The sequence below is a fragment of the Fluviicoccus sp. genome (assembly GCF_030646115.1).
Taxonomy (GTDB): Bacteria; Pseudomonadota; Gammaproteobacteria; order Pseudomonadales; family Moraxellaceae; genus Fluviicoccus.
In genome coordinates this window covers 355,132-379,120 of record NZ_JAUSMX010000002.1, presented here as the reverse complement: position 1 = coordinate 379,120, position 23,989 = coordinate 355,132, and the positions used below count along the sequence as shown (strand labels likewise).

Annotated in this window: 21 protein-coding genes, 2 tRNA genes and 1 pseudogene; 19 read left to right on the top strand and 5 right to left on the bottom strand. The window is 57.9% G+C overall.

The features are described from left to right. Positions 1-12: 12 nt before the first annotated feature. From Q7T36_RS01800 to Q7T36_RS01780, 5 genes are all read left to right on the top strand, one after another. Positions 13-88: transfer RNA gene (locus tag Q7T36_RS01800), tRNA-Gly, on the top strand. A gap of 143 nt (positions 89-231) precedes the next feature. Beyond that, positions 232-1,107 (top strand): 4-hydroxy-tetrahydrodipicolinate synthase, encoded by an 876-nt coding sequence (dapA, locus tag Q7T36_RS01795; protein ID WP_304843356.1) that lies wholly within the window; start codon positions 232-234, stop codon positions 1,105-1,107. Further along, the gene (bamC, locus tag Q7T36_RS01790; RefSeq protein WP_304843354.1) at positions 1,107-1,733 is read left to right on the top strand and encodes an outer membrane protein assembly factor BamC; all 627 of its coding nucleotides are present in this window, start codon (positions 1,107-1,109) and stop codon (positions 1,731-1,733) included. Before dapA ends, bamC begins: the two co-directional genes overlap by 1 nt. A 39-nt stretch (positions 1,734-1,772) precedes the next feature. Further along, complete coding sequence (purC, locus tag Q7T36_RS01785; protein WP_304843352.1) at positions 1,773-2,486, top strand: phosphoribosylaminoimidazolesuccinocarboxamide synthase; 714 nt, start codon at positions 1,773-1,775, stop codon at positions 2,484-2,486. Positions 2,487-2,567: 81 nt separating this feature from the next. Next, a tRNA-Ser gene (locus Q7T36_RS01780) sits at positions 2,568-2,657 on the top strand. A 62-nt stretch (positions 2,658-2,719) separates the two neighbouring features. On the opposite strand, the gene hflD is transcribed toward Q7T36_RS01780, so the two are convergent. The 3 genes from hflD to Q7T36_RS01765 are packed head-to-tail and all read right to left on the bottom strand — an operon-like array spanning position 2,720 to position 5,010. Next, positions 2,720-3,367 carry a high frequency lysogenization protein HflD gene (gene hflD / locus Q7T36_RS01775; protein WP_304843350.1) on the bottom strand — a complete coding sequence of 216 codons (648 nt, stop codon included), beginning with the start codon at positions 3,365-3,367 and terminating at the stop codon, positions 2,720-2,722. Then, a complete protein-coding gene (gene mnmA, locus Q7T36_RS01770) occupies positions 3,364-4,464 on the bottom strand; it encodes a tRNA 2-thiouridine(34) synthase MnmA (protein WP_304843348.1) in 1,101 nt (366 codons plus the stop codon). The genes hflD and mnmA overlap by 4 nt, the downstream gene beginning before the upstream one ends. Before the next feature lie 48 nt (positions 4,465-4,512). Beyond that, a complete protein-coding gene (locus Q7T36_RS01765) occupies positions 4,513-5,010 on the bottom strand; it encodes an NUDIX hydrolase (protein WP_304843346.1) in 498 nt (165 codons plus the stop codon). A 71-nt stretch (positions 5,011-5,081) separates the two neighbouring features. Here Q7T36_RS01765 and moaC point away from each other — a divergent pair, with 71 nt between their 5' ends. The 4 genes from moaC to Q7T36_RS01745 all read left to right on the top strand — a co-directional run bounded on the left by moaC (position 5,082) and on the right by Q7T36_RS01745 (position 7,132). Next, positions 5,082-5,549, top strand: coding sequence for a cyclic pyranopterin monophosphate synthase MoaC (gene moaC / locus Q7T36_RS01760; RefSeq protein ID WP_304843344.1), 468 nt, complete (start codon positions 5,082-5,084; stop codon positions 5,547-5,549). Beyond that, on the top strand, positions 5,546-5,797 hold the full coding sequence (gene moaD, locus Q7T36_RS01755) for a molybdopterin converting factor subunit 1 (RefSeq protein ID WP_304843342.1): 252 nt from the start codon (positions 5,546-5,548) through the stop codon (positions 5,795-5,797). Before moaC ends, moaD begins: the two co-directional genes overlap by 4 nt. Positions 5,798-5,800: 3 nt before the next feature. Beyond that, on the top strand, positions 5,801-6,250 hold the full coding sequence (locus tag Q7T36_RS01750; RefSeq protein WP_304843340.1) for a molybdenum cofactor biosynthesis protein MoaE: 450 nt from the start codon (positions 5,801-5,803) through the stop codon (positions 6,248-6,250). Positions 6,251-6,352: 102 nt separating this feature from the next. After that, complete coding sequence (locus tag Q7T36_RS01745) at positions 6,353-7,132, top strand: ParA family protein (RefSeq protein ID WP_304843339.1); 780 nt, start codon at positions 6,353-6,355, stop codon at positions 7,130-7,132. A gap of 73 nt (positions 7,133-7,205) precedes the next feature. On the opposite strand, the pseudogene Q7T36_RS01740 reads toward Q7T36_RS01745, so the two are convergent. Then, positions 7,206-7,865 (bottom strand): annotated as a pseudogene (locus Q7T36_RS01740) (transglycosylase SLT domain-containing protein); the annotation flags it as partial. A gap of 437 nt (positions 7,866-8,302) precedes the next feature. On the opposite strand from Q7T36_RS01740, the gene Q7T36_RS01735 reads away from it, so the two are divergent. From Q7T36_RS01735 to Q7T36_RS01690, 10 genes are all read left to right on the top strand, one after another. Beyond that, complete coding sequence (locus Q7T36_RS01735; RefSeq protein WP_304843337.1) at positions 8,303-9,529, top strand: nucleoside recognition domain-containing protein; 1,227 nt, start codon at positions 8,303-8,305, stop codon at positions 9,527-9,529. A gap of 92 nt (positions 9,530-9,621) precedes the next feature. After that, positions 9,622-11,388 (top strand): ATP-binding protein, encoded by a 1,767-nt coding sequence (locus tag Q7T36_RS01730; protein WP_304843335.1) that lies wholly within the window; start codon positions 9,622-9,624, stop codon positions 11,386-11,388. A gap of 91 nt (positions 11,389-11,479) precedes the next feature. Then, positions 11,480-12,055, top strand: coding sequence for a response regulator transcription factor (locus Q7T36_RS01725; RefSeq protein WP_304843333.1), 576 nt, complete (start codon positions 11,480-11,482; stop codon positions 12,053-12,055). A 171-nt stretch (positions 12,056-12,226) separates the two neighbouring features. Then, positions 12,227-14,764 carry an IPT/TIG domain-containing protein gene (locus tag Q7T36_RS01720; protein ID WP_304843331.1) on the top strand — a complete coding sequence of 846 codons (2,538 nt, stop codon included), beginning with the start codon at positions 12,227-12,229 and terminating at the stop codon, positions 14,762-14,764. A 99-nt stretch (positions 14,765-14,863) separates the two neighbouring features. Further along, positions 14,864-17,635: a hypothetical protein gene (locus Q7T36_RS01715; protein WP_304843329.1), complete on the top strand. Its 2,772-nt coding sequence runs from the start codon at positions 14,864-14,866 to the stop codon at positions 17,633-17,635. A 156-nt stretch (positions 17,636-17,791) separates the two neighbouring features. Then, on the top strand, positions 17,792-18,667 hold the full coding sequence (ttcA, locus tag Q7T36_RS01710; protein WP_304843594.1) for a tRNA 2-thiocytidine(32) synthetase TtcA: 876 nt from the start codon (positions 17,792-17,794) through the stop codon (positions 18,665-18,667). Between the two features lie 3 nt (positions 18,668-18,670). Continuing rightward, positions 18,671-19,318, top strand: coding sequence for a hypothetical protein (locus Q7T36_RS01705; protein ID WP_304843327.1), 648 nt, complete (start codon positions 18,671-18,673; stop codon positions 19,316-19,318). A gap of 174 nt (positions 19,319-19,492) precedes the next feature. Beyond that, positions 19,493-21,298, top strand: a complete 1,806-nt coding sequence (locus tag Q7T36_RS01700; RefSeq protein WP_304843325.1) for an acyl-CoA dehydrogenase — start codon at positions 19,493-19,495, stop codon at positions 21,296-21,298. Positions 21,299-21,425: 127 nt separating this feature from the next. After that, positions 21,426-22,274: a class I SAM-dependent methyltransferase gene (locus tag Q7T36_RS01695; RefSeq protein WP_304843323.1), complete on the top strand. Its 849-nt coding sequence runs from the start codon at positions 21,426-21,428 to the stop codon at positions 22,272-22,274. 143 nt (positions 22,275-22,417) lie between these two features. Next, the gene (locus tag Q7T36_RS01690) at positions 22,418-23,191 is read left to right on the top strand and encodes an enoyl-CoA hydratase (RefSeq protein WP_304843321.1); all 774 of its coding nucleotides are present in this window, start codon (positions 22,418-22,420) and stop codon (positions 23,189-23,191) included. Here the strand turns inward: Q7T36_RS01690 and Q7T36_RS01685 are convergent. Next, positions 23,188-23,958, bottom strand: coding sequence for a CHAD domain-containing protein (locus Q7T36_RS01685; protein ID WP_304843319.1), 771 nt, complete (start codon positions 23,956-23,958; stop codon positions 23,188-23,190). The genes Q7T36_RS01690 and Q7T36_RS01685 overlap by 4 nt on opposite strands. Positions 23,959-23,989: the final 31 nt, after the last annotated feature.

Sequence of the window (23,989 nt, the reverse complement as noted above, 5' to 3'; positions counted from 1 at the left end):
TCGCCTGATGACGCGGGAATAGCTCAGTTGGTAGAGCACGACCTTGCCAAGGTCGGGGTCGCGAGTTCGAGTCTCGTTTCCCGCTCCAGATTTTCGAAAGCCGACTTTTAAGTCGGCTTTTTGTTTTTGGTGCTTAGTTATAGTCGCGGCGCGAGAGGCATGCTGTTTGTCTTGTCATCACGGCAAGCCTGCGGCTACCATTATCGCTTTTCGTGATAGTGGAGAATCGGCATGATTACCGGCAGTCTTGTGGCGCTCGTCACTCCCATGCATCCGGACGGTGCGATTGACTGGCCCGCTCTCAAGGCTTTGGTGGAATGGCATATTGCAGAAGGCACCCATGCCATTGTGGCTGTCGGCACCACCGGTGAATCCGCCACGCTGGATGTCAACGAGCATTGCGATGTCATCCGATTCGTGGTGGAAACCGCCAGTGGCCGCATTCCGGTCATTGCCGGCACCGGCGCGAACTCCACCCGCGAAGCCATCGAGTTGTCACGTTCCGCCAAGGAACTTGGCGCTGACGCCTGCCTGCTGGTCACTCCCTATTACAACAAGCCGACTCAGGAAGGCTTGTACCGTCATTACCGCGCTATTGCCGAAGCCGTCCAAATCCCGCAGATTTTGTACAATGTTCCCGGTCGCACCGGTGTTGACATGAGCAATGCTACGGTGGCCCGACTGGCCGGTACGCCCAACATTGTCGGCATCAAGGATGCGACCGGCAATCTGGAGCGAGGCAGGGAGTTGATCGGACTGGTTGGCAACCGTATGGCGGTCTATTCCGGTGATGACGCCACTGCCTGGGAATTGATCCTGGCCGGCGCACGCGGCAATATCTCCGTGACTGCGAATGTGGCTCCCCGGCTGATGAGCGCGGTATGTGAAGCAGCTCTTGACGGCAAGACAGATCTGGCGCGTCAGCTGAATGAGCCGCTGGAGGGGCTGCACAAGCAATTGTTCATCGAGTCCAACCCGATCCCGGTTAAATGGGCCTTGCAGCAGATGGGGCGCATCCAGACCGGTATCCGTTTGCCGCTGACCTGGCTGACGACAGAATCCGGGCCGGTCGTCAAAACGGCCATGCAACAGGCGGGTCTGGTTTGATGACTCGCCTGCCGATTCTAGTTGCGGTTTCCCTGTTCGGCCTGACCGCTTGTGGCCTGATGCCGGATCATTCCCTGGATTACCGCCAGGCGCCGGACTTGCCGGCGCTGAAGTTGCCGGAAGGGCAGGGCATGCGGACTCCCCGGCCCTTGTACGCCATTCCGGAAATTGCGGCGGCGCGTACAACGGTGGTGCTGACCGAACGTGACGGTAAGCATGAGAAGTTCCTGATCCCCGCACCTGAACCGCTGGTGACTGCCGGGCCGGGTAAGGTGTCGGATGACGGCAAGGCCGGCCCGGCCGCCGGTTCCGTTTCACCTCCCCGATGGGTGACCGATGGTAATGGCTATCCGTTGCTGCAAGTGGACGGTGATCCAGAACAGGTTTGGGATGCTTTGGGCCGGGCACTGGAAGCCGGCAAGTTCCGGATTGAGGACCGCAATCAGAGCTTGGGTGTGTATTACCTCAAGCAACCGGTTGCAGGTTCGGTTCCTGAACTGCAGTTGAAAGTGACGCGCACGCCGGGGACCAGCATCCTCTCCCTGCAATTGAATGAAGATACCGTTGCCGATACCGCTGTTGCGCGGCAACTGTTTGCCAAGCTTCTGGAAAGCTGGCCCGGCTAGGGCGCTCCAGAACAAACCCTTCCTGACGAGACCATCATCATGGAAAAAAGAGAACTGCTGTACACCGGCAAGGCCAAATCGGTCTATACCACCGACCACCCGGATTTTCTGGTGATGGTGTTCCGTGACGATACCTCCGCCTTTGACGGCAAGAAGGTTGAGCAACTGGCCCGCAAGGGGCGGGTCAACAATATTTTCAACGCCTTTATCATGGGCAAGCTGGCAGAAGCCGGTATCAGCTCGCATTTTGAGCGTTTGCTGTCGCCGACAGAAGTGCTGGTAAAGCGCATGACCATGATTCCGGTGGAGTGCGTAGTGCGTAACTTCGCTGCAGGCAGTCTGGTGCGCCGCCTGGGTGTCACGGAAGGGCTTGAACTGACGCCGCCGACCTTTGAATTGTTCCTGAAGAACGATGCGCTGGGCGACCCCATGGTCAACGAATCGCACGTGAAGTCCTTCGGCTGGGCGACGGAAGAGCAACTGGCCCGGATGAAGGAGTTGTCATTCCAGGTCAACACGGTGCTGAAAGACTTGTTTGCGGCCGGCAACATGCTACTGGTGGACTTCAAGCTGGAATTCGGTCTGTTTCATGGTGAGGTGGTGCTGGGCGATGAGTTTTCCCCGGACGGTTGCCGCCTGTGGGACAAGGATACCCGCAAGAAGCTGGACAAGGACCGCTTCCGTCAAGGGCTGGGTGATGTGGTCGAGGCTTATGAGGAAGTCGGTCAGCGTCTCGGTATCAACTTTGATTGAGCGCCAGTCGTTCAAGCCTTGAGCGAACCCGCTGACAGGGCTTGATCAGCGCAGCTAAAACGGGTATCTTGGCGGCCTTCCGGAGGGGTGGCAGAGCGGTTGAATGTACCTGACTCGAAATCAGGCGTAGGCGTAAGTCTACCGTGGGTTCAAATCCCACCTCCTCCGCCAAATAGCAGTTCTGGACGCCTGTCCAGACAGCATAAAAAAGCCCGTCATCATGACGGGCTTTTTTATGCGCGGTTTTCACGGATAATCTGCCTGATTTCCCCCAGAATCTGTCCACGGCCAAACATAATGTGCCATCTGCGGCCGCCCAAACGATGCCATAACCAGGACGCACGGACGCCGCTTAGCAGGACGGCGCGAATCTGCTCCGGGATGCCGTCGGTCTTAAGTCGTTGCTCGTTACCGCGAATCTGGATGCGGCGGGGCAGCGTGCCAACGGTGTCGACATAAATGGCGGCCAGGTTACGGGTCATGCCGCTGCCGGTAATCCCTTCTTCAAAATGCGGTAATTGCGATTGCGCCTGCTCAAGCCGTCGCCGCAACACCGTCAATAACTCCTGATTCGAGGCTAACTTGCGCTCTGCCTGGATCAGGCCGAGGGCATAACGCAACCGGTCGGCTTGCCGGTTGTCGCCCGTGCCGGAACCGGTGTCGACCAGACATTCCTCCAACGCCTTCAAACCGGTTTGCAGGCGCGCCGGGTTGGTGTAAATAACGGCCGGGTCATCAGACTCAAACACAAACAGGCTTTGCAGCATGGTCTTGCGACTTTCGAAATCCGCCTGGCCCTTCCAGGCAAGCGCATCGGCGACAGCCGCAGCCTGAAAGACGGCAGCCAGCGCCAGGGTCTTGTCACGATGGTTGTTGCTCATACCGAGCGCTCCGTACGTTCTATAACGCCGCCGCCCAGACAGATACTGCCGTCATAGAACACCACGGACTGGCCCGGTGTTACGGCGCGCTGAGGCTCTTCAAACTCAACCCGAACCGCACCCTCGCCAGCGTCAAAAACGGTACAGGCCTGATCGGGCTGGCGGTAGCGGGTCTTGGCCATGCAGTGCAGTGGCAGGGTAGGGGCCGAACCGGCAACCCAATCCGGCGCTGCGGCAAAAAGACGGTGACTCATCAGTAACGGGTGTTCGTGGCCCTGACCGATGATCAGCCGGTTATGTTCCAGATCCTTGTCCACCACGAACCAGGGGGCCTCCGCCGCATGCTTGATGCCGCCGATACCAATGCCCTGACGCTGGCCCAGCGTGTAATACATCAGGCCCAGGTGTTCACCGATTTTCTCACCGGTATCGGTGACGATATCACCGGGACGGGCGGGCAGGTATTGTTGCAGGAAGTCACGGAAGCGTCGCTCACCGATGAAGCAAATGCCGGTGGAGTCTTTTTTGGCGTGGTTGATGAAATCCTGTTCGGCGGCAATGCGCCGGACTTCCGGCTTGGGCAACTCGCCGACCGGAAACAAGGTGCGGGCAATCTGGCGGCCGCTGACGGCATGCAGGAAGTAGCTCTGGTCTTTATTGGGGTCCAGGCCCTTCAGCAATTGTGCACATTCGGTATCAGCGCTGCGCCGGGTGTAGTGGCCGGTAGCGATGAAGTCGGCCCCCAGCACCACCGCGTAGTCCAGGAAGGCCTTGAACTTGATTTCTTTATTGCAGAGGATGTCGGGATTGGGAGTGCGTCCGGCCTGATATTCTGCCAGGAAGTGTTCGAAGACCCGGTCCCAGTATTCGGCGGCAAAATTAGCGGTATGCAGGCGGATACCCAGTTTGTCGCAAACGGCCTGTGCATCCGCGAGGTCTTCTTTGGCGGTGCAATAGTCGGTGCCGTCGTCTTCCTCCCAGTTCTTCATGAACAGGCCTTCCACCTCATATCCCTGTTGCAGCAGCAGGTAAGCGGAAACCGAGGAGTCAACACCGCCGGACATGCCGACGATGACTTTGCGGGGGCGTTCAGACATAAATCAACCGTTGTAGGCCGGGTGAAGTACCCGGCATGTTGCTGGAGGTCAAAAAGAGGGGGTGGCCGGACTGGAGCCGGTCCAGACTGCACCAGCCGGATGCTCGTAGATCATGTCCAGCGGATAGCGCTTACCGGCCATATAATCGCGAATGCAGCGGGCAACCAGCGGGCTGCGGGCGTGATGACCGCTTTCCAGTTCATCCAGACTCATCCAGACCGCCCGAATGATGCCTTCGTCCAGTGGCTGGTTGTAGTGATGCACGGCTTGGGCGACAAAACAGAAGCGGTAATAAGTGAAGTCGTTGACCGACTGGTGCGGGGCGTAGGTGTAGATACCCAGCAAGTCGGTAATCTCGACTTCCCAGCCGGTTTCTTCCAGCGCCTCACGTTTGGCAGCTTCGATCAGGGTTTCACCCTTCTCGACATGACCGGCCGGCTGATTGAAGACCGGGACATCCCAACTTTCAATATCTTCTTCAACCAGCAGGAACCTGCCTTCACGTTCAACTACCACAGCAACTGTAACCCGTGACTGCCAGGCCATTTGATACTCCATCAATGACGATTATCGTGAATGCGGTGTATTCTACACCAAAACCCGAACAGGATATTTTCATGGGACTGACCCATCTGGATGAAAAAGGCGCGGCCCGCATGGTGGATGTGGGCGACAAGGCGCACACCGTTCGTGAGGCGGTGGCGGAGGCGTTGGTGCGCATGCAACCCGAAACCCTGAGCATGATTGTCGAAGGACGCCATGCGAAGGGTGATGTTTTTGCAGTGGCCCGTATTGCCGGGATTCAGGCCGCCAAGCGCACTTGGGAGCTGATTCCCTTGTGCCACCCGCTGGCCTTGTCCTCGGTGAAGGTGGAATTGGCGGCAGAGGGAAACGACGCGGTAAGGATTACCACGGTTTGCCGCTTGACCGGTCAGACCGGGGTGGAAATGGAGGCGTTGACGGCTGCATCATTGGCGGCGCTGACATTGTATGACATGTGCAAGGCGGTGGATAAAGGCATGGTCATTGAGCAGGTGCGGCTGCTGCGCAAGGAAGGCGGCAAATCCGGAGTTTGGCAGGCATGATCAAGTTGTGTTTTTTTGCGCGCTTTCGCGAGAAACTGGGCACGGCCGAGGAATCCATGACTCTGGAAGGGCCAATGACCGTGACGGCGCTGATGTCGTTGCTGGCGGGGCGGGGAGGGGCCTGGCAAGAGGTCTTTGACTGTCCGCGCGGCATTATGGTGGCCATCAATCAGGAAATGGCTGCGCTGGACAGCACCATTCATGATGGCGATGAGGTGGCGTTGTTTCCTCCGGTTACCGGAGGCTAGGCAATGATTTCGATCCAGACGGCGGACTTTGATACCGGCGCCGAGATACGGGCCTTGCAGGGACATGGGTCAATCGGTGCGGTGGTGAGCTTTACCGGTCTGGTGCGGGATATGGCCAGTCATGGCGCCGTGACAGCGATTGAGCTGGAGCATTACCCGGCCATGACCCAGCGCTCGCTGGAAACGATTGTGGAACAGGCCCGCAGCCGCTGGCCGCTGTTGGGCGTGCGGGTGATCCACCGGGTCGGTTATCTGTCGGCTGGTGAGCAGATTGTGCTGGTGGTGGTTTCCAGCGCCCATCGCCATGCGGCGTTTGATGCGGCCGGGTACATTATGGATTTTCTGAAATCCCGGGCGCCATTCTGGAAAAAAGAATATGTCGACGGGCAAGGCCATTGGGTTGAAGCCAAGGTCTCCGATGAATCCGCACTGGATCGCTGGAGTCAGGACTGAAACCTCCGCTTAACAATTCCGTGAAAAGCCTTTTGCCTCAGGGCATTCCGCCGCTAGAATGTTGCCCTTTCGTGATCCCGATCAATACAAGCGAGGCAGGCCATGCGGCGGGTTATTTTCAATCAGAAAGGCGGCGTCGGAAAATCCAGCATTACCGTTAACCTGGCCGCCATCAGCGCCAGTGAAGGCTATAAAACCCTGGTGCTCGATCTCGATCCGCAGTGTAACGCCACTCAATATCTGCTGGGGGAAACCGCCGCCGGCGATGCGGAACTGCAGCCGAATATCGGTCAGTTTTTTGCACAGACGCTCAAGCTGACCGGTCGTGAAAAGCCGTTGTCGGAATACGTGCATCCGACCCGCTTTGATAATCTGCATGTAATTCCTTCCAATTCCGAATTGGGGGAAATCGAGCATTTGCTGCAAAGCAAGCACAAGATATTCAAGCTGGCCGGGGCGCTGAAAGAAATCCACAGACAGTATGACAATATCTTTATCGATACACCGCCGGCCTTCAACTTTTATACGCTGTCGGCGCTGATTGCCGCCCAGCGTTGCCTGATACCTTTTGACTGTGACGCCTTCTCCCGGCGTGCGCTGTATACGTTGCTGGAGAATGTGGGGGAGACCCGCGCCGACCATAATGCCGAGCTGGAGGTGGAGGGGATTATCGTCAACCAGTTCCAGCCGCGCGCCACATTGCCGGTGCAATTGGTGGCCGAGTTGAGAGCGGAAGGCCTGCCAATCCTGAACACACACTTGTCATCCTCGGTGCTGATGCGTGAGTCCCACCAACGGAACCTGCCGCTGGTGCATCTCAACCCCAAGCACAAGCTGACGGAGGAGTTTGTGGCCCTGTTTGGCGAGTTGGCCAAGACCTGATTCTCCGGGCACAGCCAATAAAAAGGGCGATCAGTGATCGCCCTTTTTATTGGCTGTTTGTCAGCCTTTAATTCATGGACAGGGTGTCGCCGCCATAGAGCTTGCGGTAGCGGCTCATCACGCGGCGGACATAATCCTGGGTTTCGGCAAAGGGCGGAATGCCGCCGTATTTATCGACGTTGCCTTCACCGGCATTATAGGCGGCGAGCGCCAGTTCCAGATTCTTGAAACGACCCAGCAAAAAGCTGAGATAGCGGGTGCCGCCGTGGATATTCTGCTTGGGGTCGAATGAATCGGTAACATCAAAGCGACGGGCGGTGGCAGGCATTAACTGCATCAGCCCCCGTGCGCCCGGACCGGATTTTGCCGCCGGATTAAACCCGGACTCGGTATGAATCACGGCCTTGACCAAGCCTTTGTCAACGCCATAAGTGGAGGCGGCCTCTTGAATCAGGCCGTCAAAAGCATTGCGCATTTTACTGAAGCTGGGACGCACGGCGGCTTCGTTATTGCCCCAGTCATGGTAGGAATGGACATTGGTATCGGCGTACCAGGTGACCTTTTCAAGACGACTGTATTGCCGGAAATCATCCCCGCGCGGACGGGTCTTGCCATCAACGACATTCGTAAACAGAATGTTGCCATCGGCGTCCTTGAACTTGTAAACATTGCCCGCTTCGGCCGGAATAGCCGAAAAAAGAAACAGGGCAGTGCACAGTAAACGTCGGGTCATTGTCGGCTAACTTTTATAGGCTTATTTTCGCCTATTTTGAACCACGGACAGGCAGGATGACAAGACAAACAATCCGCGCCCAGACAAGATTAAATCCTCAGCAAACACGTGATTTCAGAATAAAATATAAACATATCCACAGGTGCTTGGGTTGACGTGGTTGCTGTCAAGCGTTCTCTCTGTTTTTCTTGCTGAAATTTGATTGTGACGCTATTGAAAAAAATAACTTATTGTTTTTAAATGGATTATTTATATTGGTTAAAAAATGACCAGACTAGGTGAAAGCCTTGCGGAACCAGCTTCCACCCCCAGTTATCCCCAGTTTGTCCACAGGGTTATCCACATATTTTGTGGAAAACTCGGTGATCGTCAAGTTATCCACAGCCTTGAGCTTTGGCGCTGTTTGCGGTTCACTTGCCGCCTTTGGGGAGGTGATCATGCTCAATCGTGTCTGGCCAGTCTTTTTTCTGCTCGCATTTGCTTCCTGCATCTGGCAAGCCATCATGGGCCATCCGGAAGTGCTGGCGTCTGCGGTGGAGGCTTGCTTCAAAACGGCCAAAACTTCAGTGGAGATAGCCCTCGGCCTGACCGGTGTGCTGTGTTTCTGGCTGGGACTGTTCCAGATTGCCGAAAAAAGCGGGCTGACCGACCGTTTGGCATGGGTACTGGCGCCGTTGTTCCGCCGGCTGATGCCTGAGGTGCCGGCCGGGCACCCGGCGATCGGGTCGGTGACGATGAACATGGCGGCCAACATGCTGGGTCTGGACAATGCCGCCACGCCGCTCGGCCTGAAAGCGATGAAGGACCTGCAAAGCCTGAACCCCCATCCCGATACCGCCACCAATGCCCAGGTACTGTTCCTGGTGCTGAATACATCTTCTATCACCTTGATTCCGGTCAGCGTCTTTGTCTACAGGGCGCAATTGGGGGCGCCTGACCCTGCCAGTGTGTTCCTTCCCATTTTGCTGGCGACCAGCGTCGGGACAATGACCGGCCTGATGGCCGTGGCCTGGGTGCAGAAACTGAAATTGTGGGACAGGGTGGTGTTTGCCTATCTGGCCGCTTTTCTGGTGATGATGGCTGGCATGGTCAGCCTGGTGATCGGCTTGCCGCCCGAAGCACTGGGCCAGCGTTCTTCGCTGATTGGCAACCTGGCGATCTTCGGTATTATTGTGCTGTTCTTGCTGGCCGGATGGCGCAAGCAGGTACCGCTTTATGATTCCTTTATTGTGGGGGCGAAACAGGGCTTTGAGGTGGCGGTCAATCTGATTCCGTTCTTGGTGGCGATGCTGGTGGCTATCGCCATGTTCCGGGCCAGCGGTATCCTGGACGTTTTGCTGGGGGGATTGGCGTCGGGATTTGCCTGGATGGGGTTGAACACGGAGTTTGTCCCGGCCTTGCCCACGGCGATCATGAAGTCCTTTTCAGGAAGCGGTGCACGCGCCATGATGATTGAAACCATGCAGACCTATGGCGTTGACTCCTTTCCGGCCCGGGTGGCCGCCATTGTACAGGGATCGAGCGAAACCACGTTTTATGTGCTGGCTGTATATTTCGGCTCAGTCGGCATCCGGCATGAGCGTCAGGCGTTGGCATGCGGCCTGCTGGCGGATCTGGCCAGTGTCATAGCGGCTATTGCGGTAGCGTACTGGTTCTTTTACTAGGCCGTGACGGTTAGCTTTCGGTCAGGCCTGCGGCGGCCAGAATAGAAAGCCGCGGCTGCGTTCATTATAAAAAAGCGGGGAGGGGAAGGGCGATGACGTTTCACCGGCCACCGTTATTCAATCATCAGGTCTACGAACCGCGCTTGCAATCCGAATTGCTGGCGCTGGGCGCTAACCAGTCCCGTCCTCATCTGTCCGTAGCGGTGGCGCTGTTGATGGTGCTGACCAGTGTCGCCCCGCTCAATCCGGGGCTGACCGTTCCCTGGCTGATGTTCGGTGTGTTTTCAGCCACTATCGGTTTTGCTTTCCGTTATCGCTACCGGAATTGCGATCAACGGGACATGACAAGTGCGGAGTTGCGGAGCGGTGAGATTTTCGGGCTGATCTACAGCGCCACGGTGGGGCTTTTCTGGGGCTTCAGCAGCCAGTTGATGCTGGCCGGGCAGGCTGAACACAACCTGATCGTGACCATGATATATCTGGGGGTGTGCGCCGGGGCGGGTGCTATTGCCATTTTCGGGCTGGGTCACTTGCTGGTGGGATCGGCATGTTCGCTACTGCTGTTTACGTCGCATTTCCCCATCATCTTCCCGCAGCGCTGGCTGTTCCTGAGTGTCATGTTCCTGCTTTTTCATTTCGTGATTGTGCGCATGGCCTGGGAGCGCAGCCGTATCATTGCCGCCAACATGGTGCTGCGCGCTGACAAGGAACGGCTGCTGGAGTTGCAACTGGGCGAAGTCGCGAAAGCCAATCAGGCCAACCTGGATAAATCAGTGTTCTTGGCTTCGGCCAGCCATGACCTGCGGCAACCGGTGCATGCGGTGATGCTGCTGGGTCATGCCTTGCGCCTTCGGGTGCGGGACGAGGACAGCGGGGAGTTGGTGGACCGGATTCTGGAAGCGGGTGCCGCGCTGTCCGACCAGTTCAACAACTTGATGGACTTGTCACGGCTGGAAGGGGGGGCCTATCGCCTCAATCCGGCCGGGGTGGTGCTGGATGAGTTCCTGCTCCGGGTTTGCGCGCCCCACCGCCAGCAGGCGGCGGAAACCGGCATTACCTTGCGTTTACGCATGGATCGCCGGCTGCGCGGGCAGGTGGTCTACACCGACCCGGGATTGCTGGGGCGGATTCTGGATAATTGGCTGGCCAATGCCGTCAAATTTACGGCTGGCGGCAAGCAGATCCTGTTGACTGCCCGTATTCGTCAGGGAAGCATCAGCTTGGGCGTTTATGACCAGGGGCGGGGCATACCCTTTGACCAGCAGGAAAACATCTTCAAACCCTATGTGCAGCTCGATAACCCGACCCGAGACCGCGCCAAGGGCATCGGACTGGGGCTGAGCATTGTCCGTCAGGCCGCTGGATTGCTGGGCGCTAGCCTGCAACTGCAATCGATGGTCGGTCGCGGCAGCCATTTTGAACTGAGGTTGACCGGAACAGCCTGGGAGCCGCAAGAAGACCGGCGGCTGCCGGCCGCGAGAATCATGCCCATTCCCGGAAACCTTCAAGGCCGCCGATTATTACTGGTGGAAGACGACCCTATGGCCGCCGCCGCCCTGATTGCCTGGGCGCAAAGCCAGGGCTTGCGGGTGGAGCATCATGCCGACCCGGCAACCGTAGCCCGCAGCGGCCTGATACCGGATCTGATTCTGTGCGACATCCGCTTACCGGGTGAACGCGATGGCATTGACTGGTTAAGCGACTGGCTGGTGAACTGGCCAGACGCGCGAGGCTTACTGATGTCGGGAGAATTGCTGCCGGAAACGCATGATCGGGCGGAACAGGAGGGGCTTCTGCTGCTGACAAAGCCGGTCAATCCGGACATGTTGCTGCAAACCCTGTCCGGATTGCTGCGATGAGCCTTCCCTACTTCAGGGGGGAGTGCAGGCAACGGGCATATGGCTATACTGCCTGAAACTCACCAAGGCCCTTGCGGATACAGGATTAACCATGCGCCTGTTGATAATTGATGATCACCCCATGACCTGTGCCGGACTGGGCAGCCTGCTTCAGGCCTGTTATCCCGACGCGGTGATCGACACCTGCCATTCGGTGAAGGGAGCAGAGGCCCCGGCCCGGTTGGCGGATTATATTTTCCTGGACATGCATTTTCCGGATATCGGCTTTTCAGGCTTGCTGGAACACTTGGCGCCCTGGATCAACCGCGTGATCCTGATCTCGGCTGCGCCGGAACCGGCGGCGGTGGCGCAGGCTCGCAGTAGGGGTGTACGCGGCCTGTTGTTGAAAAACGCAGATGTGGAACATGTGCTGGAGGGTTTCCGGCGCATTCAGCAGGGGGAGCAGGTGTTTGACCGGGTGGGGGACGAACAGGCGTGGAATCCCGTTTTGACTGAGCGGCAGCGCACGGTTTTTGATGCGCTGCTGGCTGGCCTCTCCAATAAGCAGATTGCAAGGACTCTTGGCATCAGCGAGCATACGGTCAAGGAGCATGTCACGGCCATTCTGGCTATTTTTGCCGTGCGCAACCGACTGGAACTGGTCTTGAGTCAGCAGATTCGCAACTGACGCCTATACGCAGAATATTCGGGGATGAATTTCAGTCATTTCCCTACCGGAGTGGGGTTCCTGATCCCGTCATTATCGGTATTATGATATCGATGCCGCTGTGGTGACGGAGGAATGCTGCCTTGTTTTTCCCCGCCCGACTCAAATAAGTAAACTGAGGAAATTAAGGATATGACTTTCCCGCGCCCCCGCATTCTGACACTGGCCATCCTGGCCTCCCTGGGCGGTCTTACCGCCTGTAACAGCAACAATGATGACGGCAGCCTTGCACCAACTGCCCCCACGCTGAAAACCGTTACCGTGGCTCCCTCGCTGGGGCGTATTTCCAACGCCCGTGTCGTGTTGCGCAATGCCGTCAACCATCAACCGATCGGCGACGCTCCTCTGAATGGCAGCGGCCGCGCCACCTTTCAAGTCCCGTCCAGTGTCCAGGCGGTCATTGCCGAAGTGGTTCCCCTGATTGGGGGGCCGGTTCCTACCTATTTTGATGAAGGTACGGGCACCAATCAGCCTTTACCCGCTGGAACCAATCTGCGCGCGGCCTTTACCTTGGCCAATGCAGTTAGTGAAGTGGGTATCACGGCGTTGACCGAAGCCGCTGTGCGTCGCGCCCAGTTCCTGGCCGGCGGCGGTGCAGACCCGGTGCTGACCCCTGCGCAGATTGCTCAGGCCAATGCGCTGGTCAACCAGGCGTTTGGCGTCGCTAACATCTTGCAGGCGCCGGTACTGATTGGCAGTAACAGCGACTATAACCAGCTGCTGAATGCGGCAAACCCAGCCGGTCGCGATTACGCCATGCGATTGGCCGCTCTGGCCCGCCAGGCGCACAATGCCTTGCCTGCCGCTAACTCTCCGGCCGTGGCTATGATGAATGCCGTGGCCAGCGACCTTTCTGACGGCAAGCTGGATCGCGCCGGGGCCGGTTTCCCGGCCAGTGACGTTCCCTATGCCGCCGATTTCGCCCTGAGCTGGGCAGCTGCCGTCAATGCGCTGGTCACGGCGGTGCTGGGCAATATCCAGGGTGGACTGACTCAGCAACAGATCACCGAACTGAACAGCCTGTTTACGGCGCTGGCCCAGAATCTCAATTTCAATCCTGATCCCAATGCGGTTGTCGCGCCGGTTACCTGCGCCAGCCTGCAATTGCCAAAGACCAATGCGGCCGCCTTGTCCGAGTTTGTCGGCAACTTTACCGTGGATATTAACGGATCTTCCGGGAAGACGGGAACGGCCACGTTCAGCCTTGCCGCCAACGGCAATGTAACCCTCGACGCCCAGATGGCGCATCCGACAGAAATTTGCGGCCCGAACGCGCAGAGTAACGGCACCAGTTATCTGATCATTACTGATCGTAACGAGTTGGGGAAAACCGCTAGGGCCACTGTCAATCTGTTCAAGAACAACAGCAGCGTGCTGTCTGTGGAAGGGGTGAGCTTTGCCGGCGCGGAGAACACGATATACTTCGGCTCGAAGCAGGGGGCTGTTGTGAGCGTGCCGGTAGCTGTGAGCGGTTTTGCGCCGAATAGCGGCATCGTCGGTTCGACAGTGACTATCAACGGCACCGGCTTTGACGCAGACCTGTCTCACATGGTGGTCAAGTTCAGCAACAATATTGCCGCCGAAATCGTCAGCTCCAAGACGACCGAGCTGGTGGTCAAGGTGCCTGTCAATGCCGTTACAGGTCCCATTACCGTGACCAACAGCACGACTGGCTTGTCCAACAACTCCACCGGGAATTTCACCGTGCAAGCCGGTGGCGGTGGCGGCAATACCTGGACTGAGCGTACGTTGCCCGGTGCGTTCGTAGTGAATTCCATTACCTTCGGGAACGGCAAGTTTGTCGTTGTCGGGGCCGCCAAGGGTATCTTTAGCTCCACGGATGGTATTTCCTGGACTACGGAGAACAGCGGCAATGCAAACTCGCCGGAATTGAGGTCGGTAATTTACGATGGCTCGCAATTCATTACGGTTGGCGGCACGGGCCTCAATCAAGGCCTGACCTCGCCCCTGATTGCGACCTCGCCGGACGGCACATCCTGGACGACGCGCCCCTGGAATGTTCCTGTTAATTTACCGGAAACCCGGCTGAACGACATCATGCTCAGTAATGGCTTGCTGACGGCCGGCGGAGCCAATGGCACTATTATCACCTCGTCAGACGGTGGCATTACTTGGGTCAGCGAAAGCCAGATCAACAACAACACTACTTTTGTCAGTGAGTTCTTCGGATTGGCCGCCAACGGCGCGATACGGGTCGCCGTCGGCCGCAACAGTGCATTCCGGGGCATGATCATCCGCAATGACAGTACCGGTTGGACTCCCGTTGCCAGCGACATGACGGACTTCCTTCCTCGTGATGTCGTTTGGGCAGGCAATCAATTCGTGGCTGTCGGCTCCTCGGATGCTAACTTTGGCGCCAGCGCCGTCACCATGACGTCTCCGGACGGGGTCACGTGGACGCGGCATGCCGTCGCCAACGCTCCTGCCTTGAATTCCTTCCGTTCAGTGTTCTGGGATGGCAGCAAGCTTTATGGGGGAGGGGACAACGGTCAGTCCAACCGCATGATGATGTCTTCCACCGATGGTATCTCCTGGACACTTGAACACCAGTCAACCCTCAATGGGCAGCAGGGAACAGTTGCCGGAGTTGCAGGCTCTTCCAGCATTATTGTGGGTGTCGGAGGAGTGAAGTCGATCACGAAGCCTTAAGCAGAATAGACAGCAACGTGATCATAGGGCGGTATATCCGAAGCCGCCCTGATCTACATGATCAACTGATTTGTTAAACCGTGTTGACGAGGAAAGGATATGACCTTTACACAACCGCATGCACTTACTTTGGCCATTCTGGCCGCAACGCTCGGGCTGACAGCCTGTAATTCCAATGATGATGACGGTTCTCTGCCCGGCGCTGCCGTAGCCATGAAATCAGTCACTATCGTCCCATCGCTGGGCAAGATATCCAACGGCCGCGTGGTGCTGCGCAATGCCCGCAATCCCGCCGACCGGCGCGGTACGCTGGGCGACAGCCTGCCGATTCGCGCCGATGGCAGCGTAACCTTCCAGGTACCCGCCACTGTCCCGGAGCTGCTGGCCGAGTTGGAGCCGACCAACCAAACCACCTATTTTGATGAAGGGGTTGCCGATAACCCCGCCACTGCTGGCATTGATGAATCCCATCCCGCCTTTCCGTTGACGCAGACCCTGCGCGTCGCCTTCCGTCAGGCGGATCTGGATGCCCAGGGCCGGGTGGCGATGACCGCCCTGACCGAGGCGGCTGTGAGCCGCGCGCTGGCGCTGGCGGGAACGGGCTCGCTGGCTGATTATATTGATGCGGCCAATGCCTTTATCGAGAGCGTGTTCAAGATTGCGAGCGTCCATCAGGTGCCTGTGTTGCTGGATGACGAGACCGATTACCGCGACCGCTTGATCGGCGCCTCCAATGCCGCCGCCCGTGACTACGCCATGCGCCTCGCGGCGCTGGCGCAACAGGCACGCACCGCCAACGCAGCCGATCCCACCCCGGCGCTGACCATGATGAAGGCGCTTTCGGAAGACTTGTCGCGCGACAACGCTCTCGACGGCAAGCGCAACGGTGTCGGCATTGATGGAGTTCCTTACGACTTCAATGTCTTCCTGACAGCATGGCGAAATGCCATGACCCAGTTACTGTCTGCGATTAAGCTGGGGCTGGGCGAGGGCGCACTGACGCAGGCACAACTGACCGATCTGACTAATCTGTTTAACACCCTCGCCACCAATCTGCAGCTGGACCGCACTCCGCCGGTAGGCGGCGCCACGCCAGTGCGCATCATCAACGGCATTGCGGAATATGCCTGCGCCGACCGTAACCGGATAAAGTCACAGCAGGGGAATACCCAGCTGGATATCGATTTCGTCAACAACAGTGGCCAGACCATCAACATCGACTGGATCAACTTTACCGGCCAGTCAGTGCGCTACCGCACTGCATTGACCACTGGCAATACCTACCAGCAAGGCAGCACCTTCCTGATGCATCCCTGGCTGCTGACCAATGGCGCCGGGGAGTGCAAGGGCATCTTCGCTGCTACTACCACCGGCAAGAAAACCATAACCCTCAATGCCGATGGCACGACGACGCTGGCCGGTGCTGGCGGCGGGGGAATTTCCGTCCCGGCCGGATTGGTGGGCAATTACAACCTGAAGTACAGCGAGTTCAATGCCGGTGGTCCGTTTGCCAATAATGCCACTGTCGCGGGCAATATCTCGGCAACCGGTGAATTGACGATCAACGGCAAGACCCTGTCCAACCCCAATATCCGCGCCGCCAGCCCCACGGTCATTTACTGGACTGACGGCCCGGTTGAATATGCCGTGACCGATGCCACGACCGGTATCCTGCAGGCCATTAACCTGTTTGACACCTCCAAGGCTGGGCTGAACTATGGCCAGTTCGCCAAAGCAGTCGTAACCCAAGGATGTACTTCGCAGGGTGCTGACAACAAGATCGGCTTTGCCAATGCGCCGGATGATTTCTGCGGTTTCACCCGCGCCGTTTCCGAGATCATCACCAGTGGCAGCACCCAAACCTACTCCTTCAGAACCGCAGATGCTGATATCCGCTTCCTGGTCATTAATTACGAGAACGGTGTCCTGAAGAATGTACTGGCTGAAAGCTCGAATTATTCGTTTGGGTGCGGCGCCTTTGGCGAACGCGCATGTACGGGTATTGACTTCCGGGATGGCGTCAACAACAAGGAGTTCGTCTTCAGCAACACTGTGCTGGATCCGAAACCGGGAATGGCTGGCACCCAACCGCTGACGCTGGTATCCGGATCTGTTATTCATCCGGTCGCGGTCGACCCGAATGCCCCGATTCGCATTGAAAACGGTGTTGAGTTTTATAATTGCGCAACCTGGAGGCAGATCCCCAGCGGCGGTGCCACCTCCAACGTCAGTCTGAATTTCATCAACCAGCGTGGTAATTCCAGGTCATCCGCCATCTACGTCTTCAATAGTAACACTGGCAGGAACGAGTTGAAGCGTGGCGACTTGCTCAATGGCACCAGTTTCACTGCTACCGGCATGCACAACAGAATGGTGATGGTTGATGACAACGCCAACAACTGTGTGGCAGTGCTGAAGGCGGTCACTGCCGGTGATAAGAACATAACGCTGAATGCCGATGACAGTGTCAGCGTCAGCAATGTGGTGGCCCCCCCTCCGGCGGGCGTCACCATCACCCTGAATGAAAACGCTTGTTCCGGCAGTATTTCCACCTTGCGTCAGAACTGCGGTGTCACGACCACCAATGACTTTAGCATCAACAACCTCAAAACGGAGAACGGCGGCACAGACTGCACGCTGACCAAAAACGGCGGCAATGTCACGATCAATCTGAATGGCAAAAGCATCACCGCTAGTCTCGATGCAGAAGCCGGTGACAGCTTGAGCCTACTGGCCGGAGGCGATCGCCTGATTGCCGCCAATACGGTGGGAAACTCGATTTCTTACCGCATCAATTCGGCCGGAAAGCTGCTGAAAACCACAGTCACTTCGATTCTGGATGGTGTTAATAACCAAAGTTGTATTCCCTGACAACCTGATTGGCATGCTGTAATGAAAGGCGGACTCCGGTCCGCCTTTTTCATTTTCTGGCCGGAAATAGGGTAAAATCCGCCGCTTCCGATTTGCCGCCGCAGTTGCACCGCCATGACCGTTGAAACCTTTGCCCCGCAAGCCCAGCCCGCACCCATGGAAGAATCATCCGCCACCGATCCCAAGAGCCGCACCGGGTTCAACCGGCTGCAAAAGCGCTTGCGGCGTGAAGTCGGCCGCGCCATTGCCGATTTCAACATGATCGAGGACGGTGACAAAATCATGGTCTGCCTGTCCGGTGGCAAGGACAGCTACACCATGCTGGACATCCTGCTCAGCCTGCAGATCAGCGCCCCGGTCAAGTTCGAGATCGTGGCGGTCAACCTCGACCAGAAACAGCCCGGCTTTCCGGAAGATGTGCTGCCCAAATACCTGACCGAACGCGGTATTCCGCATTACATCCTGGAAAGGGACACCTACAGCATCGTCAAGGAACTGACCCCGGAAGGGAAGACCTACTGCGCTGTGTGTTCCCGCTTGCGTCGCGGCAGTCTGTATGGTTTTGCCCAGGAAATCGGGGCCACCAAGGTGGCGCTGGGGCACCACCGCAATGACATCATCGCCACGCTGTTCCTGAACCTGTTCCATGGCGGCAAGCTGAAGGCGATGCCGCCCAAGCTGTTGTCGGACGACGGCAAGAACATCCTGATCCGCCCGCTGGCCTATTGTGACGAGAAGGACATCATTGAATACGCCAAGGCCAAGGCTTTCCCGATTATTCCCTGCAACCTGTGCGGTTCTCAGGAAAACCTGCAGCGCGCCCTGACCAACGATATGTTGCGCGAGTGGGATGTGAAACATCCCGGCCGTCTGGAAAGCATTTTCACCGCTATTGGCAATGTCGCGCCGTCACAGCTGGCCGACCGCGAGCTGTTCGATTTCGTCAATCTGAAGGTAACCCCGAAGTCGGAAGACGATGGCAGTCCGGCCGCTGCCAACCGGCTGGATGTCGTTAATCTGACGCTGTCCTGACGCATGGCCGCCCCGTTGCGGTATGAGGATCTGACCCCTGCAACCCGCATGCTGGGCTGGCTGATCCTGCCGCCGTTGCTGCTGACGGTGCGCGGCCTGGTGCATGGGCTGGAAAGCAGTGACTGGCTGAATACATTTCCGGACATGCAGCCTTTGGCGGAGCTGGCAGCAGACCAACAACAGATACTGCATAACGACAAGCAATTGCGGGTGCTCCAGATCACCGCGACACTCATCTTTCTGATGTATTTCTGCTTCGGCTGGCTGTTGGCGGCGTTCCGAAACCTGATGGCCATGAACGGGGAGGCCGGAGACGATCGCGGCATCTTGGCCCGGATCACGCGCGGTTTACTGACTGCCTCTCGCATGTTGCGGGAGTTGTTTGACGGCAGCGCCCATCCCGATCATGCCCACCTCACCCTGCGTTACAGCATTCCCGCCTGTACCTTCGCGCTGATTGCGGCCAATGTCTGCAAGCTGATGGCGGTAGTGGAACTGGAGAGGGCCGTGACGGTGGGCGACTGGTTGCAGGGCCAGCACTGGATGCTGGCGGCGTATGCCGGTTACGGGGTGTTGTATGTGCTGGCGTGGCGCGTGGCGGTCAGGTTGACGTTCTTGCAGCAAGAAGGATGGAAGAAGAAGAGTCTGTAGCCCAGCGTGGCAGCACGGGGATTGTCTCCGGTCGGAGAGTTGCCTCGCATTAGCATGCGGGCTACGAATCCGGATAATTGGCCCGACCGTACCATGTTCCGGTCACGTCGGCGCTTGATTAGCATGAGGGTTGGCGGTAAAACCGAAACTAGCCTCTTGCCAGATCGAACTGTCATGAACACCCCCTTGCTGAACGAACGTGACATCACCTTCCTGCTTTATGAACTGCTGGACACCGCCAGCCTGCCGCTGCGTGAGCGTTACCGCGAACACTCCCGTGACATCTTCAACGCCACGCTGCAAACCGCCCGCACCATTGCCGAAAAATACTTCGCCAACCACAACGCCAAAGGCGACGCCAACGAACCGACATTTGACGGCCAAAACGTTCACCTGATTCCTGAAACAAAGGAAGCCTGGGATGCGTTTTCAGGCGCGGGGTTTCTGGCAGCGGGTTACGATTATGACGAAGGCGGCCTGCAGCTGCCGGAAGTGATCCTGCGTACGGCCATGGCCTATACCAACGCCGCCAACATCTCGACTACCGGCTATTTGTTCCTCAGCATCGGTGCGGCCAACCTGATTCATGCCTTTGGTTCACCGGAACAGAAAACCCGGTTCCTTCCGCCCATGCGGGAAGGCCGGTTTGCCGGCACCATGGCCCTGACCGAACCCGCGCAAGGCTCGGCGCTGGCCGATATCCGCACCTATGCTGTACCGCAGGACGACGGTACTTACCGCCTGTTCGGGCAAAAGATGTTCATTTCCGGCGGCGACCAGTCGTTGACCGAGAACATCGTCCACATGGTGCTGGCACGTATCAAGGGCGCACCGGCGGGGGTGAAGGGGATTTCATTATTCATCTGCCCGAAGTTCCTGGTTAATGAGGATGGTACGACGGGCAATCGCAATGATGTCGCCCTGGCCGGATTGCTGCACAAGATGGGCTGGCGTAACACTACCTCCACCGTGCTGAATTTTGGTGAGCAGGACGGGGCCGTGGGCTATCTGGTCGGTGAGCCGCACAAAGGCCTCAACTACATGTTCCAGATGATGAACGAGGCCCGTATTGCCGTGGGTTTGGGAGCGGCGGCGCTGGCCTATCAGGGTTACAACCATTCGCTGGATTATGCCCGCAACCGCCCGCAAGGCCGTCTGCCCTCCAGCAAGGACCCGTTGTCGAAGCAAGTCAACCTCATTGCCCACGCCGATGTCAAACGCATGCTGCTGGCGCAAAAGGTGTATGCGGAAGGATCGCTGGCGCTGTGCCTGCTGGCGTCAAGCCTGTTTGAGGACCAGTCCACCGCTCCCGACGCCGAAGCCCGTCAACGCGCCGCCTTGTTGCTGGATTTGCTGACGCCCGTGGTGAAATCCTGGCCTTCGAAATACGGCACCAAGGCCAACGAGTTGGCCATGCAGGTATTGGGCGGTTCGGGCTATATCCGCGAGTATCCGGTGGAGCAGTTTTACCGCGACAACCGCCTTAACCCGATTCATGAAGGCGCTGAAGCCATTCACGGTATTGACCTGCTGGGCCGCAAGGTGGGCCAGCAGCAGATGGCCGGGTATCAGGTATTCCGGGACACCGTGGGCGCAACCATTGCCGAGAGTGAGGGCGTGGAGGCCGTGCGCGAGTTTGCGGCCCCCTTGCAAACGGCCATGGCGATGCTGGACGGTGTCACCCGCAACCTGTTGAACGTTATGGCTGGGAATCCGGATCTGGGCTTGGCAAACGCCACGGTATATCTGGACCTGTTTGGAAGAGTGACCATGGCCTGGCTGTGGTTGAAGCAGGCGGTGGTTGCGGCCAACGGGTTGTCTGTTGAAGGGTTGCCGGAAGCGGACCGGCATTTCTATCAGGGCAAGCTGCACGCCACGCGCTATTTCTTCCACTGGGAATTACCGGAAACCGGGCCCATGGCCGATTTGCTGAACCGGATGGATTCAACCTGCCTGGATATGGAGGAGGCTTGGTTCTGAAACCGGGATCCTTGCGGCAGGGCGGAGCATGATGACAGATGAATTGTCCCCTTCAGCCCTATGCCGTGCGTGCGGCATTGTTTAACGTTATGCTTCTAATCATGACTTTTCATCCCCGAGGATTTCCATGGCTGACACTGACAGCTCCGGCATCAGTTTTACCGCGTATTACACCAGCCAGGTCTGGCGGCAGCACGGCTTGTCCTCGCCGGCTTTTGATTTTCTTCCCGCCAAGACCTTATGGTGGCTGGGCCGCCCGGTGGAGAAATTTGCCGAGCATGTGCTGGGCGTCAGCAACGACATCATGTTGCTGCAGCGGCATCATATTATTGATGACATTGTGCGGCGGGCCATCCGTGAAGAAGGCGTGACCCAGATTGTCGAGATTGCTTGCGGCTTGTCGCCACGCGGCACGCGCTTCTGTGAGGAGTTTCCGGAGCTGCATTATCTGGAAACGGATTTGCCGGGCATGGCAGCGCACAAGCAGACTCTGCTGGAGAAAAACAGGTTGCTGTCGCAGCGGCATCGGGTTTGTTCCATTAATATCCTGGAGGAAAACACGCCGGATGCTCTGGCGAGCGTCTTTGGCCGTGAATTGGACCAGGCGCGCAAGACGCTGGTGATTACGGAAGGGCTGATCAATTATTTCGACTTGCCGACGATTAGTGGATTTTGGAAGCGGCTGGCGGCGGTGCTGAAAGGGTTTCCGGCGGGGTTTTATATCACCGACTTGTACCCGGATTTTAAATGGCATCCGGTGACGCGGTTTGTGGATACCTTTGTGCATGGGTTGGCTTTTGTCACCCGCAGCCGGGTGAGTCTGCATTTCGGGTCGGAAGCGGCGATTCGGGAGGGGTTTACCGGGGTGGGGTTTGGGGAATGCCGGGTGCATATTCCCGAGTCTTATTACGGAGTGTTGCCGATTCCGGTGCAGCGGCTTTCCAGTCTGGTGAGGGTGATTGAGAATCGGGTCTGAAAGTGGGGCTTCAGCCTTGAGGCCAGAGTGCAATATCGTTAATGGCGGGCGTGTATTTCCCCACCTTTTTATAGACAACCGTCTACAACCGGACACCGAACTGTTTATCATGCGGGCCTGAAAAAACAGCCCGGAGCCTCACCATGTCCTCACTTATCCTCAGCGACCTTCAGCAAGGAATCCTGACCCTCACCTTCAACCGCCCGGACAAGAAGCATGCGCTGACCCATGCCATGTACAGCGAACTGGAACAGGCGCTGGCACAGGCGGAATCGCAGCCGGAAATCCGGGTAGTGGTGGTAATGGGCAGCCAGGGTGTCTTCACAGCCGGTAACGACATGGGCGAGTTTCTCAACAACCCTCCGCAGAACCTCGATAGCCCAGTGTTCCGTTTCCTGGACCGGCTGAGTAACATGAGCAAACCGGTCATCATGGCGGTCAGCGGTTTGGCCATTGGCATCGGCACCACCATGCTGCTGCATGCCGATATCGTCTATTGCGATGCCACCGCCAAGTTCCAGCTGCCCTTTGCCCGGTTGGGCCTGTGCCCGGAGGCCGCCTCCAGCGTGTTGTTGCCGCGACTGGCCGGGTTCCAGCGCGCCTCGGAAATTCTGCTGACCGGTCAGGTGTTTGATGCCGCCAAGGCGCAGAATATCGGGTTGGTGTGTGCGGTGCTGGAGGATGAAAGCGCCTTGCGGGAGCATGCCCGCCGGCAGGCGCTGGCCATAGCCGTGCAACCGGCGCCCGCCATCCGCCTCACCAAGCAGCTGTTGAAGAAAGCCGACAAGACGCTGATTGCCGAAACCCTGCGGCATGAAGGGGAACTGTTTCTGGCGCGGCTGCACTCACCGGAAGCCAAGGAGGCGCTGGAGGCCTTCCGCGAGAAGCGGCAGCCGGATTTCTCACGCTTTCACTAAAGCAAGTTGCGCAACTGCAAACGGATTTCCTGAATCGGGAACTGCAGTTGCAGCGATTCATCCATCCAGCCGGTCACCAGCGCTTGCAGTTCCGGATGGGCATTGACGGCCTGAATCCAAACATGCCGGTCGTGCCAATTGCCCGTCAGCTCCTGCGCGTCCTTGATCGATTTCATCAGCTCAGGACGTGTCTTCGGGAACAGGCTGCGGTAGCTTTCCAGAAAGTAGCGGTAACGCTTGATCCAGATGCGCAACCGGTGCAAGTCGGTGTCAGCGGCACGCAAGGCTTTCTTGAGCCGCCGCCGCTGCTTGTCCCGGGATTTGCGCAGGCATTTGTCCACCCGCGCCCAGTCCTTGCCTACCAGATACTTTTCCCAATAAACCGTCAGGCTCAGCAGGCGTTGAGTCAGGGCTTCGGCGGGCTGGCGAGACGCCAGGTCCTGCAGGTCTTCCTGAATCAGCGTTTGCAGGATGTCGTGCAGGGCATGTTCTCCCTTGCGGGTCAGTTCCAGGCACAGCACTTCGCGGTCACGCAACAGGTTGGTGGGGCGGGCGCAGGTTGCGGCCAAGGCATCCAGCTCATCCGCCCCATACAAGGCCTTGCGCACCGGCTGCACCAGACTGCGCAACTCACGGAGGGCGACGCGGAAATCGTGCAGGGCTTCCGGATCAGGGGAGGTGAGGCGGGACTGGGCGTCCATCAGCTTGCCGGCCAGCGATTGCAGGCGGGCACAGAGCAGGGTGGCAATGGTAGAGGACTTGTTCATGCCTGATGCTTCCTTTGCATGAGGACGGGGA